The 14,028-nt window shown below is 47.7% G+C and carries 12 protein-coding genes; 6 read left to right on the forward strand and 6 right to left on the reverse strand.

What is annotated here, in order from left to right; all coding sequences use genetic code 11:
• The first annotated feature begins 59 nt into the window (after window positions 1-59).
• From K2G41_RS03020 to K2G41_RS03035, 4 genes are read left to right on the forward strand one after another with little or no spacing between them, the layout of a single operon-like run.
• Complete coding sequence (locus K2G41_RS03020) at window positions 60-878, forward strand: undecaprenyl-diphosphate phosphatase (RefSeq protein WP_300114211.1); 819 nt, start codon at window positions 60-62, stop codon at window positions 876-878.
• 16 nt (window positions 879-894) lie between these two features.
• Window positions 895-1,629, forward strand: coding sequence for a tRNA pseudouridine(55) synthase TruB (gene truB / locus K2G41_RS03025; protein ID WP_300114214.1), 735 nt, complete (start codon window positions 895-897; stop codon window positions 1,627-1,629).
• Window positions 1,630-1,686: 57 nt separating this feature from the next.
• Window positions 1,687-2,739, forward strand: a complete 1,053-nt coding sequence (gene queA / locus K2G41_RS03030) for a tRNA preQ1(34) S-adenosylmethionine ribosyltransferase-isomerase QueA (RefSeq protein WP_300114216.1) — start codon at window positions 1,687-1,689, stop codon at window positions 2,737-2,739.
• Between the two features lie 43 nt (window positions 2,740-2,782).
• Window positions 2,783-3,403: a YigZ family protein gene (locus tag K2G41_RS03035; RefSeq protein WP_300114219.1), complete on the forward strand. Its 621-nt coding sequence runs from the start codon at window positions 2,783-2,785 to the stop codon at window positions 3,401-3,403.
• Between the two features lie 36 nt (window positions 3,404-3,439).
• On the opposite strand, the gene rsgA is transcribed toward K2G41_RS03035, so the two are convergent.
• The 5 genes from rsgA to K2G41_RS03060 form a co-directional block, all read right to left on the reverse strand.
• On the reverse strand, window positions 3,440-4,387 hold the full coding sequence (rsgA, locus tag K2G41_RS03040; RefSeq protein WP_300114222.1) for a ribosome small subunit-dependent GTPase A: 948 nt from the start codon (window positions 4,385-4,387) through the stop codon (window positions 3,440-3,442).
• Window positions 4,388-4,405: 18 nt separating this feature from the next.
• Window positions 4,406-5,311, reverse strand: coding sequence for a tetratricopeptide repeat protein (locus K2G41_RS03045; RefSeq protein ID WP_300114226.1), 906 nt, complete (start codon window positions 5,309-5,311; stop codon window positions 4,406-4,408).
• Window positions 5,312-5,404: 93 nt separating this feature from the next.
• Window positions 5,405-6,226: a helix-turn-helix transcriptional regulator gene (locus K2G41_RS03050; protein WP_300114229.1), complete on the reverse strand. Its 822-nt coding sequence runs from the start codon at window positions 6,224-6,226 to the stop codon at window positions 5,405-5,407.
• A 291-nt stretch (window positions 6,227-6,517) separates the two neighbouring features.
• On the reverse strand, window positions 6,518-7,591 hold the full coding sequence (mltG, locus tag K2G41_RS03055) for an endolytic transglycosylase MltG (RefSeq protein ID WP_300114232.1): 1,074 nt from the start codon (window positions 7,589-7,591) through the stop codon (window positions 6,518-6,520).
• A gap of 10 nt (window positions 7,592-7,601) precedes the next feature.
• Window positions 7,602-7,937 (reverse strand): MerR family transcriptional regulator, encoded by a 336-nt coding sequence (locus tag K2G41_RS03060; protein ID WP_300114235.1) that lies wholly within the window; start codon window positions 7,935-7,937, stop codon window positions 7,602-7,604.
• Window positions 7,938-8,346: 409 nt separating this feature from the next.
• Between K2G41_RS03060 and K2G41_RS03065 the strand changes: the two genes are divergently transcribed.
• Entirely contained in the window at window positions 8,347-11,127 is a 2,781-nt protein-coding gene (locus K2G41_RS03065; RefSeq protein WP_300114237.1) for a TonB-dependent receptor plug domain-containing protein, read from the forward strand.
• 30 nt (window positions 11,128-11,157) lie between these two features.
• Window positions 11,158-13,125, forward strand: a complete 1,968-nt coding sequence (locus tag K2G41_RS03070; protein WP_300114240.1) for a hypothetical protein — start codon at window positions 11,158-11,160, stop codon at window positions 13,123-13,125.
• Between the two features lie 177 nt (window positions 13,126-13,302).
• On the opposite strand, the gene K2G41_RS03075 is transcribed toward K2G41_RS03070, so the two are convergent.
• Window positions 13,303-13,758: a hypothetical protein gene (locus K2G41_RS03075; RefSeq protein ID WP_300114243.1), complete on the reverse strand. Its 456-nt coding sequence runs from the start codon at window positions 13,756-13,758 to the stop codon at window positions 13,303-13,305.
• Between the last annotated feature and the right edge of the window lie 270 nt (window positions 13,759-14,028).

Below are 14,028 nucleotides of genomic sequence, written 5' to 3' on the forward strand. Positions count from 1 at the left end.
TCTGGTCACGGCCAATAAGTTTTTAAATAATAAAAAATATCATTTACTCCGTTTCAGAAATGGATTGCATAGACGCTCTTATTTTAGGCATAGTTCAGGGACTTGCCGAATATCTTCCCATCAGTAGCAGTGGTCATCTTGAAATCTGCCGCGAAATCCTCGGTCTTAAACTTGAAGGTGCGGATGCACTTGAGTTTGACATAGTGCTCCATGTTGCAACTGTGCTCAGTACGATTGTGGTGCTTTGGCGTGAATTTGTGCCCTTGTGTAAATCATTCTTCACTGTAGCGCGCGACGATAAGTTTTTCTACGTCTGCAAGATCCTTTTATCATGTATTCCCGTGGCTATCGTCGGCCTTTGCTTTAAGGATTTCGTAGAGCAGTTCTTTGGCGACGGTCTGCGTGTGGTCGGAATCTGTCTTCTCGTCACTGCTATACTCCTTACGTTCGCCTTCTTGTTCCGTAATCCGCAGCGTGAGCGTGTGGAGGGTATCAAGGGTCACGATATCACTTGGCTGGACGCTTTCGTCATCGGTTGTGCGCAGGCTGTTGCAGTGCTTCCCGGTCTTAGCCGTTCCGGTACCACTATCGCCACTGGACTCCTTCTCGGCGACAAGCGCGACAAGATTGCACAGTTCTCCTTCTTCATGGTCATCATTCCTATTCTCGGAGAAGCACTGCTCAGTGCCAAAGACCTTGTGGCGGGTGAGGGCATCGGTGAGGCCGTAGGTACGCTGCCTCTTGTTGTCGGCTTCCTCGCGTCGTTCATTGTCGGCTGTCTGGCATGTAAATGGATGCTCGATATTGTCAAGAAGGGTAAACTGATCTGGTTCGCTCTTTACTGTCTCTGTGTCGGTATCCTCTGTATCGTTTGGTAAAAATCATTCATAAAACATGGATTTCGTTACAGGAGAAATTCTATATATTGACAAGCCGCTTGAATGGACTTCATTCGATGTGGTCAAACGACTGCGCGGAGTGCTGCTCCACCGTCTTCACCGTAAGAAGTTCAAGGTAGGCCATGCCGGTACTCTCGATCCGCTGGCTACAGGTGTGATGGTCGTTGTCACAGGACGTGCCACGAAACTTATCGAATCACTTCAGGCCGGTGTGAAGGAATATATCGCTACTGTAAAGCTCGGAGCTACTACACCGTCCTTTGATCTTGAGACGGAGATTGACGCGACATATCCCACCGCCCATATCACACGGGAGGCAATTCTTGATGTCCTTCCGCGTTTCACCGGCAGGATAGAGCAGATACCTCCTGCATTCTCAGCCTGCAAGGTCGATGGCAAGCGAGCCTATAATATGGCACGTAAGGGTCACGAAGTGGAGCTGAAACCTAAGGTGCTTGTGATTGACGAGATCGAGCTGTTGGACTTTAATCCGGAGGATATGGTGATGACTCTCCGCATAGTCTGCAGCAAGGGTACTTATATTCGTGCTCTCGCACGTGATCTCGGTGAGGCTCTTGGTTCAGGCGGTCACCTGATCGGGTTGCGACGTACCCGCGTGGGTGACGTCGGCATCTCATCATGCCTTTCTGTCGAGGAGGCTGTCGAGATGATCCGTAATGCCGAGATTACATTTCCTGACGATGACCAACAGGCGGCGTCCGTTGAATAAAAAACGTCTGCCGCATACAATTCTAATTAAAAGACTTATTTAAGATATTTTTTCAGCATGAAGCTTTCACAATTCAAATTCCGTCTGCCGGAGGAGCTTATAGCCCAGCGTCCCACTCCCGAACGTGATCAGTCAAGAATGATGGTTGTAAACAGGCGTACAGGCGAGATTGAACATAAGATCTTTAAGGATATTATAGACTACTTCGATGATGGAGACCTCTTTGTGTATAACGATACGATGGTCTTCCCTGCACGTCTTTATGGAAACAAGGAGAAGACTGGTGCACGTATCGAGGTCTTTCTGCTCCGTGAATTAAGTGCGGAGAATAAACTTTGGGATGTCCTCGTCGAACCTGCCCGCAAGATCCGTATCGGTAATAAGCTTTATTTCGGAGATGATGAATCAATGGTGGCCGAAGTGATCGACAACACTACATCGCGCGGACGCACGCTCCGTTTTCTCTATGACGGTCCTCATGATGAATTCAAGAAGGAACTTTACAAACTTGGAACGACTCCGCTCCCGCACTATATCAATCGTGAGCCGGATGAGGAGGATGCCGAACGCTTCCAGACCATTTTTGCCCGTAAGGAGGGTGCTGTGATCGTTCCCGGTGCAGGACTCCATTTCTCGCGCGAGCTTCTCAAGCGTCTTGAGATCAAGGGCGTCAATCAAGGTTTCATAACCATTCACAGCGGTCTTGGCAACTATCGTGAGATTGATGTCGAGGACCTTACAAAACACCGTATGGATTCCGAGGAGATGGAGGCCGATCAGGAGCTCGTGGATCTCGTGAATAATACCAAGGATGCCGGTCACCGTGTATGTGCGGTCGGCACATCCGTGCTCCGTGCCATTGCAAGTTCTGTCAGCATGGGTGACCACATGAAGACCTATTCAGGCTGGACAAACAAGTTTATATTCCCGCCTTATGATTTCTCGGTAACTGATGCGCTTGTGTCCAATTTCCATCTTCCGTATTCAACCATGCTCATGATGGTTGCGGCCTTTGGTGGATATGACCTCGTGATGGATGCCTACAAGAAGGCTGTCAAGGAGGGATACAAGTTCGGTGTCTATGGTGATGCCATGCTCATCGTATCGTGACATTTGTCTGTTCACGTAATGTTTTTTTTAATTTATTGCGACTTTGGCTGATTATCTGACCATAGCCTCACAGAGTGAAGCGGCTTTTCGTGAAAAGATGAGCCGCTTCATCTCTTTTGCCATACCTGTGACTACAGCTGCGGAGGCAAAGGAGTATGTGGCTCTTTATACGAATGAATATCATGATGCCCGTCATGTATGCTGGGCATATATGATAGGATCTGACAGAAAGGAATTCCTTTCGTCCGACAACGGTGAACCGTCAGGTACGGCCGGCAAACCTATCCTTGGACAGATCAATTCCTTCGGGCTTACTAATATCGTGATCATCGTGGTGCGTTATTTCGGAGGAATCAAGCTCGGCACATCCGGTCTTATCGCTGCATATCGTGAAGCTGCACGGCTCGCAATAGAGGCAGCCGAGATTATCGAGGGTAAGGATATGACTACGTTGTCGTTCACATTCCCTTATCTTGCCATGAACGATGTCATGAAACTGCTCAAGGCTCAGAATCCGGCGAGTGGACGTGAAGTCGTAAAAATAATCGAACAGGAATTTGACAACACCTGTTCGATCACTGTTTCTCTTCCGCTTGATCTTTTTGACGAACTCTCAGGACGTATATGTGCCATCTCTGGGACGTCCGTGATCAGCAGCTCGTAAAAATGTGGCTAATTACAGTATTCGCTTGTTAGGATATCAGTATCCTTTTCTATATTTATCCTCTTCCGAGTCCTCAAGGATTGAAAGATAGGAGGCGTAGCGCGATTCCGCTATCAGATGATTTTCGAGAGCCTCCCTGACGGCACAGCCGGGTTCGTGTGTGTGCGTGCAGTCACCATAGCGGCATTCAGCACCGACTTTGAATATTTCGGGAAAGAAATGACTTACCTCATGCTTGTCAAATTCAAGTGTCCCGAATCCCTTGACTCCCGGGGTGTCGATGATGAAGCTCTCAGGATCGAGATCCGGTATCTGGAACATTTCTGAGAAAGTCGTGGTGTGCATGCCCGTGTCATGAGTGTCGGAGATCTCGGCGGTTGCCAGCTGGAGACCCGGTATGAGATCATTGATTAGCGTGGATTTCCCGACACCTGAATTGCCTGAAAACAGGGTTGTCTTACCTTTGAGCTTCTCATAAAGCGTCTCGATACCTTCGCCGGTTTTAGCCGACAGCTTCACCACCTGATAACCGATGGATTCATATAGATAGCACACTCCATCGAGATATTCAAGAGCCTCTTCATCTCCCTCCAGCAGGTCAATTTTATTAATGACGAGGATAGCCGGGACGCGGTAAGCCTCGGCAGTAGCGAGAAAGCGGTCGATGAACGTTGTGGAGGTTATAGGGTGAAAGAGCGTCACGACGAGACACACCTGATCAAGATTGGCCGCAAGTATGTGGCCCTGTTTTGAAAGATTGGTAGCCTTGCGGATGATGTAGTTGCGACGCGGTTCGATTGCCGTTATGTAGTTGTTTTCCTCTTTGTCACCGGTGATGGTCACGCGGTCACCGACGGCCACCGGATTGGTGGTTCTGATGCCTTTCAGTCGGAAATTCCCTTTGATCTTGCAGTTGACTGTCGCTCCTTCGTCAGTTCTGACAGTGTAGCTGCTTCCTGTATTTTTGATTACTGTTCCTGTCATGTCTGTCTTGATGATTCTCTATTTATTGTCAGGAAATGGTTTGCTTAAAAATTTTGATGCTCGTCCCTTATCCACACCGAGTTCAACCGCCCTTCGGGCATCTGCTTCGGCATCGGCCGGACGATAACGCATCTTATTTAACGCTGCACGGTAGAGGAAAAGTTCACCGTCGTCAGGTGTAAGTTCGAGTGCGGCATTGATGTCGTCCGACGCTTCCTGAAGCGAACCGGTGAGCAGATAGCAGTAGGCACGTCCGGAATAGTATTCAGCATCCTTGCGTTTCTGGAGAATACGGCTGTAATAGGGGATGGCTGCTTCAAATTCACCTGTACCGCTTAAAACCGAAGCTCCGGCTATCTCTGTGTCAATCGTTTCGGGGAAATTGCGCTGCATGAATTCAAAATCTTTTTTTGCTGTGGCAAATGCATGGCGGCGTAGTGCGAACAGACAGTGGGGGAGACGGGCGGAGATTTCCATCGAGTCGAGTTTGAGTATGCGGTCATAGTCGGCGTAGGCCATATCGTCATATCCGTTGGCTGCAAGGATGCGCGCACGGTTCGAGAGAATTGTTACCGATGACGGAGCTAAGGCGTGGGCTTCATTAAGCGTGGCGATTGCAAGCGAGTCTTGTCCCATGTTGTAGCGTATGATGCCGAGATTTGAGATAAGCAGCACGTTCGATGGATTTCCGGGTTCTTCGCGTAGGGCCTCAACGAGTGCGCTTTCAGCCTCACGCCATTTTCCCTCTGCGCAAGCCTTGTCCGCTTCATCGACCTTTTTCATGTAAAAAGAATCTTCGTTTATAGGGGTATCGCTTGTGCCGCTTATAGGTGTGTCGTTGACCGTCGTTGAATGGATGACAGGTGATAAAAACAACAGCAAGAGCGTTGCGAGGATCGGTGTAAGAAGTTTTGTGTAATGCATCTGTTCAGGAGAGAATTTACGTGTTTGCTAATTGGAGATTATCCGAGATTTATTTTATGTACGGGAGTGTTGCTGATGTTGGTCTGTGCTACATCATGCGTTTTCTGAGATCTTGTTTCTGTAGTCGCGCGGCGATAGACCTGTCAGGTGTTTGAAATATTTACCGAAAAATGACTGGTTGGAGAAATTCAGTGCCAGACTGATCTCCTGAATATTCATTCCGGTGGTGCGGAGAAGAAGTTTAGCCTCAAGAATCACACGATGGTCAATCCATTCGCCCGCAGTCTTTCCGCTCACTTCCTTCAACACGGCTGAAAGATGTTTTGGAGTCACGAACAGTCTTTCGGCATAGAAATTGACGGCACGTTGAGTTTTGAAATTGGCTTCAATCAGATCGATGAACTGTGCGAGAAGTTCCTCCCGGCGAGAATGGTGCTTAGTTTTGTTTACACGTGAAGCATATATCCCAAGAGTGTTGAAGAAGAGGACTTCGCAGAGTGAATTAAGGGCCATGTTGTTGAACAGCCTGTCGGTAGCTCTGATCTGACGCTGTAGCATTTCGTAGATGAGCGTCTGGGTCTCAAGCTCCTCGGCGGTTATTTCTATTATCGGATTCGCATTGTAATGTAAGCTGTACGGAATCACGTAATGTAGCGATGGCAGGATTTCGTTGAGTTTTTCTTCCTGAACTATTATGAAAAATCCCTCGAAGTCCGCGCTGGTTTTACATTGACTGATGATATGTCCCGGCCGGAGCACCATGATCGAACTCGGTCCAATACGGCGGGACACGACGTCGATTACTGCTGAAATCTCACCATGCTTACAGACCACAAGTATCATTTGGTCAAGTCTTGACGGAAATTTCACTGACGGGATCTCGGAAAGTGACTGAAACACGCTTATCATCGGCATAATATTTTCATTTGATGTCGGATGCATGCTTGGGTAGTATTGACTTGCTAAGAATAATGTGATATTGGATAACAGAAGATTAGTCCTATAAGTAGCTCTGAAAAACTATTCGCGTTTAATTTTTTAGAGTTACTTATTATTAATCACAAAGGTAAGTAAAGTTTTCGAGAATATCCGCAATTTTTATAAAAAGTGGTCAATTTTACCGATTTGATATACTCAAAATCATTAAGGCGTGTCAAATTAAATTCGATTATTTTGGCACTATATCGATATCTCGTCGTTTTGACATTAATGTATCCCGCGCCGGTTAAGTTCTGCCTGATAGCGGCGGGCATTCGCTATGTGGGTCTGGTAATCCGAGGCGAAATTATGATAGCCTGAAAAATCTTCCTTTGCACACATATATATATAATTATGCTCCGGCGCGTTCAGCACGGCGTCAATAGTAGCCGAGGCCGGTACACGGATAGGACCGGGCGGCAGACCTGTGTGCTTATAAGTATTGTAGGGAGATTCGATGGCGAGATGTTTACCCAAGATCCTGCGCAGCTTAAAGTCACCGGTGGCGAATTTTACAGTAGGATCTGCCTGAAGTTTCATCCCTTTCCGCAGACGGTTAAGGTAAAGACGTGCCACTTTCGGCTTTTCATCGGCTTTGGCGGTTTCCTCCTCGACGATGGATGCCACAGTGGCTACTTCCGTAGGGCTTAGGCCAAGAGCGGCAGCCTTGGCTCTACGTTCTTTATTCCAGAATCGGTTACGGTAGTCAAGAAGCCGTTTGACAATATTGTGGGGAGATGCACTCCAGTAAAATTCATAGCTGTCAGGCAGGAAAGCTGCCGGGAAGTTCTGGCGGGTGAATCCGCTGTCGGGCAACACATCCTCACATGCTTCCATGAATTCCTGAGGAGTGCATTGAAGCTGCGAGGCTATGCGCTCCGACAGTTGCTTCATGGTGCGCGTGCCGTTGAATCGTACTTCAACCGGGGTCTGTCGTCCGTGGGCTATATGCCGGCTTATGCCGAGCGCGCTTTGTCCCGGAGAGACCTTATACGCTCCTTGTGAGCGTTCGGAGTTTCCACCCATGAGTTTCCAGATCACATATACGCGTGTGCCCATCGATGAACCGAGACTTGATTTCATCGAGTCCTTTACGGCAGCTTGTGATATATCTTTCGGTATGTAGATCCACTCACTGTTACCGTCACGACCGGAGTAGGGGATAAAGACGAATGTCAATACCGACACGCCTGCAGCGAAAAGAGCGATTACTCCGATGAGGAGACCGAGCGAGTGGCGGTGAAGCCATGATTGCTGTTTCTTTTTCTTGCTTTTTAAACCGGAGGATTTTGTTGTTGCCATTTCTATATTTTCATCGGAGTTTATGGAGTGAATCGAGCATCTCTTGGAGTTGTGCCCTGACATTCTTTAGGCGTTGGACGGTCTCAAACCGTTTCACCACACCGTCGCGGTTGCGTTTCAGCTCTTCGCGCACGGCTTCCAGTTTCATGCCCTTGTCCTTGACCATGTAATCGACCATCCTTATGGTCTCTACATCGCGCGGTGTGTAGAAGCGTGTGCCTCGATCGTTGCGTTGCGGATTGATTGTCGGAAAAAATGACTCCCAGTAACGAAGTGTGGACATTGGAAGCCCTACCATTTCCGACACCTCGCTTATCTTGTAATATCGTTTGCTTGTGCTGTCCATTCTTACCGTAGAAGAAAAATAATCATTACAAACTTAGTTATAAAAACCGAAAAAAGCAAGAATATGTCCAATGTGAACCCTATCAGGGTACGGATGGAATCCGATTATGCCCATTTGAACTCATATTTTATGTGAAATATAAAGATTTAACAAGCTTTTTTAACATTATATCGTGGACAATGATTAATTTTGTGAAAAATTTCGGACGGAAGAGCTTAGGGAGTCATATACGTGTCCTTATTCATGGGGTTATCCTTGGATCTTTGCTTCCGGCTGTCGTAACGGAATCAGAGTTGATGTCCCCCCGTTTATCGGTTACGGGTGTCATTGAAAAAAAGAATCAAAGTAAAACCAAATTATAATTATAGTAATCCAATCTAATTATTCACAATCTAATCAAACAAGTTCTATGATTAGGAGACTAATTCTCTTAGCAGCGGCCGTCGTGCTGACATGTATGTCCGCACTGGCTGCCCCGGACGACATCAAGTGTAGTGGCGTGCTTGTCGGTGAAGATGGCGAACCGATCATCGGTGCGACAATCACCGTGCCCGGCACATCCATCGTCGGAACTACCGATATCGATGGTCGTTTCACTCTGAATGTGCCCAAAGGTAAGGACATTCACGTAAATTACATCGGCTACAAGCCTCTCAACATCAAAGCGGCTGCCGATCTCGGTGAGATTACAATGGCAATCGAATCACAGATGCTTCAGGATGTAGTGGTTACTCAGTCAATCGCACGTACCCGTCGCACTCCTGTGGCTGTTTCAGCTGTTGATGCTGCTACATTGGATATGAAACTCGGTAATCAGGAGCTTCCTGAAGTGCTCAAGACCACTCCCGGTGTATGGGCTACTAAGGACGGCGGCGGCTTCGGTGATGCCAAGATCAATATCCGTGGTTTCAAATCGTCAAACACTGCTACAATGGTCAACGGTGTACCCGTCAACGACATGGAGTGGGGTGGTATCTACTGGTCCAACTGGTCAGGTCTCGGTGACGTGATCTCTTCTATGCAGGTTCAGCGCGGTCTCGGTGCCACAATCATCTCTTCTCCCTCGTTCGGTGGTACGATCAACATGATCACCAAGGGTCTTGATGCCAAGAAAGGCGGTACGGCATGGTACGGCCTCGGCAATGACAATTCGATGAACTACGGTATTTCATTCTCGACCGGCCTGATGAAGAACGGTTGGGCTCTTACCTTCCTCGGGTCACGCAAGACAGGCGACGGTTATATTCAGGGTACTGAATTCGAGCAGTACAACTACTTCCTCAACATCTCGAAGCGCATCAATGATAAGAATCAGATCTCACTTACCGTGACCGGTGCGCCTCAGACTCACTACAAGCGTAATTCGAACGACGGTCTCTCGATTGAGGAATGGCAGACTGTAGGCAACTATATGCCCAAGGGTCAGGCTTACCGTTACAACCCCACCTACGGTTTCGGCCTCAACGGTGAGCGTAAGTCATCACAGTACAACGTATATAACAAGCCTGTCATGATGCTCAATCATGTATGGCAGATCAACCACAAGTCATCACTCTCATCCGTTCTCTATGCCTCAATCGGTTCAGGTTACGGTTCAAGCGGTCAGGGTGCTCAGATCGGTACAGGTACTTCTACCTACTATAGCTACTGGTATGGTTCATCCAACGGTAAGCTTAACTGGAATACTATCGAGGACAACGGCGTGACCTACTCGCTGCGTCATGGTAACGGTATGTTTGCCTACGATCAGATTCAGCTCATGAACCAGAACAGTACCAAGGGTTCTCTCATGGTCATGTCAAACTCTGTCAACAACCACAAGTGGTTTGGCGGTGTATCCAACTATAAGAACGAGCTTACTGACAATCTGTCCATCACAGCAGGTGTCGATGTCCGTTACTATTATGGTGAACACACCAATGAGATCTCTGACCTCTACAACGGTGCTTACTTCATCGACTACTACCGTTCCGCTTCCAACAACCTCCGCACCTTTGCTAACGAGGCTGACAAGCTTGCTTATCAGAACAAGAAGCTCGGTGTAGGTGATGTTGTCTATCGTGACTGGGACAGCCGTATCTGGCAGGAGGGTGTGTATGCTCAGGCCGAGTATCAGGCCTTCGACAAGAAGCTCAACCTTGTGCTCGCCGGTGCAGCCAACCTCAACACATATACTCGTTACGAGAACTTCTATGCTAACGAGGCCGACAAGAAATCTCCTTCAAAGACATTCTTCGCAGGAAATGTGAAGGCCGGTGCCAACTACAACATTGACCGTAATAACAACGTGTTCGTCAACGGTGGTTACATCACCCGTGCACCCTATCTTCAGTATGGTGTGTTCGTATCGCCCGCAAACTCTAACGCTATCAACCCCAACCCCAAGAACGAAAAGGTAGAGGCTGTCGAGGTAGGCTACGAGTACCACTCACCCAAGTTCACCGCTCAGCTCAACGGATACTACACCATGTGGAAGGACCGTACGCTTATCGCTACCGGTACTCTCGAATATGAAAATGACCGTTACACCGCAACCATGAACGGTGTCGATTCACGCTACATGGGTCTCGAACTCAACTTCGTATATAAGCCCACCAAATGGTTTGAGCTTTCAGGTATGTTCGCTTACGCCGACAATACTTGGCAGAACGACCCCGTAGGTTACTACTACAACAGTCAGGGTCAGGCTTTGGCAAGTCTCGGCAGCCGTAACGAACCGGCCGCTATCACCACTCCTTTTGCTGAGGATCACATCTATGCTACCATCAATCAGAAGGGTATCAAGGTCGGTGGCTCGGCTCAGACCACAGGTGCTATCGGTGTTCAGTTCAAGCCTTTCAAGGGCTTCCGTATCGGTGGTGACTGGCTCTGCAATGCCCGCAACTACAGCGACTTCAAGCTTTCAAACAGCAGCAACTCTACTGCTATTGACTACAAGAAGCCTCTTCAGATTCAGAAGCCTTGGGAAATCCCCTTCGGTAATCAGCTTGACCTGAATGCAAGCTATAATTTCCCTGTGACTGACGGCGTGCGTTGCACATTCTCCGCTAACGTTTACAATGCATTCAACAACTATTACATCATGGATGCCTACACGGATCACAGTACTGTCGGCACATGGCAGAACGCATATCAGGTGTTCTACAGCTACGGCCGTACATTCAACCTCCGTGTGAAACTTAATTTCTAATAAAGACACCATACTCATAAACAAATAGACATGAATAAGAATATTCTTAACGCTTTCATTGTCGGATCATTCGCTATGGGTCTGGCAAGTTGTAGCGAAAACAGTTGGAACGACCACTATCTTGATGGTTTTGAGGGTGGTGCCAACTATGAAAAGCCGGTCGAGGGTACATATACCATCACTGCTGACAACTATTCTGCCATCTCTTCCCTGATGCAGAATCAGGCAGTCTCGGACGAAGAAATTGCTGCTGCAAAGGCTATCAAGTCAAATCTCTATTTTGACAAACACGGTATCTATAATGCACAGGTGGCTCTTCCGGCCTTCTTCGCCACAGCAACTTTCCCTTATTATTATTCACCCGTCGGCTCGACCGTTGATGTGACTTATCAGGAGGCTGATGCTGTCCCTGCCGAGCTTTCTGCTCTCAAAGGTGCAAAGGCTTACACTGTAAGTGCCGCAGACTATGCTAAGGTGTGGGGCAGTGAGACTGCTTTCATCCGTTCGTTTGCTCCTGACGCAACTGCTGCCGCAAATCTTCCCTCGCTCCTTGCTGATGCATTTGCCGATGCAGAAGATGGTACATTTGCAGTGGTGACTTACAATAACGCCACTCAGAACCCGATGTTCGGACTGCCCGCTGAAGTTCCTGCCTCTGCTGATCTTTACGAGGCTCAGGAGTTCAAGGCCGGAAAATATCTGCTCTTTGCAGACGGTATCGTTGCAAATATTATTGACCCCGCGCTTGCCGATGGTAAATACAGCTACTTCAACACAACTGAAGTCAGCGTAAGCGGAAATTCAATCTCTGGTTTCAGCCTCGAAAATAATATCTTTGTATTTACCGAGACCGGAACTCCGGGCATATATTATATGGGTGATGACCTCGGTCACTACTACTATGGTGCTGAGAAATACAACAATTTCTACATCAGCAGCGTCAAGGGTGAGACCGATGATTACAAATGGACTGTCACCAAGAATGAGGATGGCAAATGGTCCATCACCAATGTTCTTGCACAGAAATGTGTTGAATATTCGGCCAACTACTCTACATGGGGAGAATATAACGACGCGCGTGGTGTGAAGCCTATCCTCTATGTTACCAACGAGGAGGCATCCACCCCGACTGAGATACCTCTCTATACTCCTACTTCCACTACCGAAAATGCTGTCTATTGCTTCAATGGCGGCAAGTGGGCTGTGGCAGCAGGTGTCGTAGCTCTCAATCCTGCCGATTATACTGCAATGGGATTCAGCAACAACAGCCTTTCTGATCCTGAAATCTATCTTCCCATCTATCTCCGTGGCAAGTTGCCGTATGCACAGGAAGGTGCAGAGGAATTTGTCGTTTACAACGGTAATAAGGCAGATCTGTTCGTATTTGATGGCTCTGACTGGACACTCAACAACAATGGTCTTGAGACTGTAGTCGGACGTTTCGAGCGTAAGTCAGATGGCTGGAAGTTCGTCAAGTATATCGGTAAGGCTATCTTCAACGAATTCAATGAGGCCGAGATCATGCGTGACCGCAGCTACCTCTTCGTTGTCGGTGACATCTGTGCTCAGCCGATTGAGAAGGGTAAGAACTATGGCTATCTCTACACTTCTCCCGTGTCTGCCAACGACGGTCAGATCATCGAGAAGAGTGACGCCAATGCGTTTACGTTTGCTTCTGCATACGAGGATGAAGAAGCCGGAACTACTACGGCTGCTCCTGAGGGTCAGTTCCTCCTTCGTGATTCAAATGGCCGTTACATGTACATGAGCGGAACCTTCAACAGCGCGAATGTTTCCAATAAGCCGACCATCGCTGACGGACAGATCGCATCGCAGTATCTCTGGCGTGCGAAGTCCAACGGTGACGGAACTTGGTCAGTCGAAAATGTGGGTAATGATAAGGGTATGGCTTACTCTGCAAATTACAGCAGCTTCGGTTTCTATGACAATCCTGAAGCAAACGGTGTTGCAGCAGCCCTCTACATGCTTGCAGATTGATAATCGGAATAAATCCTAACCGTTGCAATCACCGTCAATGCTTCATGCAATAGACGGTCAACGGTCAAAAAATAAATACGGTGTGCCAAGATGCACACCGTATTTATTTTTTTGATACTTCAGACTTGGATCAATATTCATTGCAGACTCATCGGGCCATTGACCACTTATACTGTGTCAGTCCGACAAGGCCCATAATTCCTGATAGTAGTAATCCGGGTCGGGAACATAGTTTGGATCGAACTCGGAGACGTATGAAGAGAATCGGTAGGGGGTTAGCTGGTCTATCATCCAATACTCATGACCCGAACCGGGGATGTAAAGGTGGATCACCATGTAATCCTCAGGAGTGAAATCCCAGTCGAAGTAAGTCCGGGTCTCCTGAACCGGTTGTCCGTTCTCCTCGTAATAGTACTGCCATGAACCTGTTCCGTCACCATAGAAGTCCCAGTAGTCACACGAGTAAAAATAAATGCCGTTGCTGTATCTGCCCTCGTTTTCCGTTATCCATGTCGTGGATGTCAGATTAAGGAATATATCGCCTTGGAGGTCATACATGTCATCATCAGTGCAGGATGTCGGAAGAATGGCTGTCAGAATAATCAGGAGTGACAGAAGTGCATAACGTTTCATAAGTTTGAATTATATGGGTGGATATGAGTTTCAGACAGGACGACCACACGATGATATGTTAATAGAGGATGATGGTGTGGCCGGCTGTTGGAAGCCCTGAGGTGTACAAGGTATCCGTCATCGTGCAAAGTTATATAAATACGTGGTTAAAAAAGAAGACTGATGGTTAATGATTTAGTTAAAGTTTGTGAACACAACGATGACGGCAAAGAAAAAATCAGTAACTTTGCAACCGCTTTTTAGCATCCCGTGTGATGGGAAATTAAGGAG

Origin of the sequence: Duncaniella sp., from assembly GCF_029056165.1 — a bacterium.
Classification (GTDB): domain Bacteria; phylum Bacteroidota; class Bacteroidia; order Bacteroidales; family Muribaculaceae; genus Duncaniella.

Bases quoted from the DNA above. Each gene is read 5' to 3' on its own strand.
- K2G41_RS03070 (WP_300114240.1), top strand. From the start codon at position 11,158: ATGAATAAGAATATTCTTAACGCTTTCATTGTCGGATCATTCGCTATG.
- K2G41_RS03075 (WP_300114243.1), bottom strand. From the start codon at position 13,758: ATGAAACGTTATGCACTTCTGTCACTCCTGATTATTCTGACAGCCATT.
- rsgA (WP_300114222.1), bottom strand. From the start codon at position 4,387: ATGACAGGAACAGTAATCAAAAATACAGGAAGCAGCTACACTGTCAGA.
- mltG (WP_300114232.1), bottom strand. From the start codon at position 7,591: ATGGCAACAACAAAATCCTCCGGTTTAAAAAGCAAGAAAAAGAAACAG.
- K2G41_RS03065 (WP_300114237.1), top strand. From the start codon at position 8,347: ATGATTAGGAGACTAATTCTCTTAGCAGCGGCCGTCGTGCTGACATGT.
- K2G41_RS03020 (WP_300114211.1), top strand. From the start codon at position 60: ATGGATTGCATAGACGCTCTTATTTTAGGCATAGTTCAGGGACTTGCC.
- truB (WP_300114214.1), top strand. From the start codon at position 895: ATGGATTTCGTTACAGGAGAAATTCTATATATTGACAAGCCGCTTGAA.
- K2G41_RS03045 (WP_300114226.1), bottom strand. From the start codon at position 5,311: ATGCATTACACAAAACTTCTTACACCGATCCTCGCAACGCTCTTGCTG.
- K2G41_RS03050 (WP_300114229.1), bottom strand. From the start codon at position 6,226: ATGCCGATGATAAGCGTGTTTCAGTCACTTTCCGAGATCCCGTCAGTG.
- K2G41_RS03060 (WP_300114235.1), bottom strand. From the start codon at position 7,937: ATGGACAGCACAAGCAAACGATATTACAAGATAAGCGAGGTGTCGGAA.
- queA (WP_300114216.1), top strand. From the start codon at position 1,687: ATGAAGCTTTCACAATTCAAATTCCGTCTGCCGGAGGAGCTTATAGCC.